Annotated in this window: 1 protein-coding gene; it reads left to right on the top strand. The window is 70.5% G+C overall.

Annotated features, from left to right (window positions below):
• Nucleotides 1-1,011 (top strand): DEAD/DEAH box helicase (locus FUT87_RS20630; protein ID WP_147242230.1); only part of this gene is annotated, 1,011 nt, incomplete at both ends.

The raw sequence follows: 1,011 nt of genomic DNA on the forward strand, positions 1-1,011 counted from the left end.
GCACGACGCGCTGCTGCGCGCCGTCAAGGACTCCGGCTACGAAAACGCCACCGAGGTGCAGGCCCAGGCGATTCCCCCCGCGCTGACCGGCGCGGACCTGATGGTGTCCTCGCGCACCGGCTCGGGCAAGACCGCCTCGTTCATCCTGCCCGCGCTGCAGCAGGTGCTGACCGCCCGCGCCGAGCGCGCCGCCGGCAACAAGACCAAGACCATCGGCCCGCGCGTGCTGGTGCTGGCCCCGACGCGCGAACTGGCGATGCAGGTCGCCAAGTCCGCGATGACCTACGGCCGCCACATCCAGGGCCTGCGCGTGGCCACCGTGCTGGGCGGCATGCCCTACGCCCACCAGCTGCGCGCGCTCAGCGGCCATCTGGACATCCTGATCGCCACCCCGGGCCGCCTGCTGGACCACATCAACAGCGGCCGCTGCAAGCTCGAGAACGTGACGATGTTCGTGCTCGACGAGGCCGACCGCATGCTGGACATGGGCTTCATCGACGACATCAACTTCGTCGCCGAGCAGATCCCCGCCACCCGCCAGACGCTGATGTACAGCGCGACCTTCGCCGGCAACACCGGCCGCCTGGCCGCCCAGCTGATGAAGGACCCGCAGCGCATCGACGTGTCGGGCCACACCGAGACCCACGAGAACATCGAGCAGCGCCTGCACTGGGCCGACAACGGCCAGCACAAGCGCAAGCTGCTGGAGCACATCCTGGGCGAGCGCGACGTCGACCAGGCCGTGGTCTTCACCAGCACCCAGCAGGACACCGAGTGGCTGGCCGAGCAGCTGGAGGCCATCGGCCACCGCGTCGCCGCGCTGCACGGCGGCATGCCGCAGGGCAAGCGCAACCGCACGCTGATGGCGCTGCGCCGCCGCGACCTGCGCGTGCTGGTCGCCACCGACGTGGCCGCCCGCGGCATCGACGTCCCGACCATCTCGCACGTCATCAATTTCGGCCTGCCGATGAAGGCCGAGGACTACGTCCACCGCATCGGCCGCACCGGCCG

This window comes from Mitsuaria sp. TWR114, assembly GCF_007997345.1.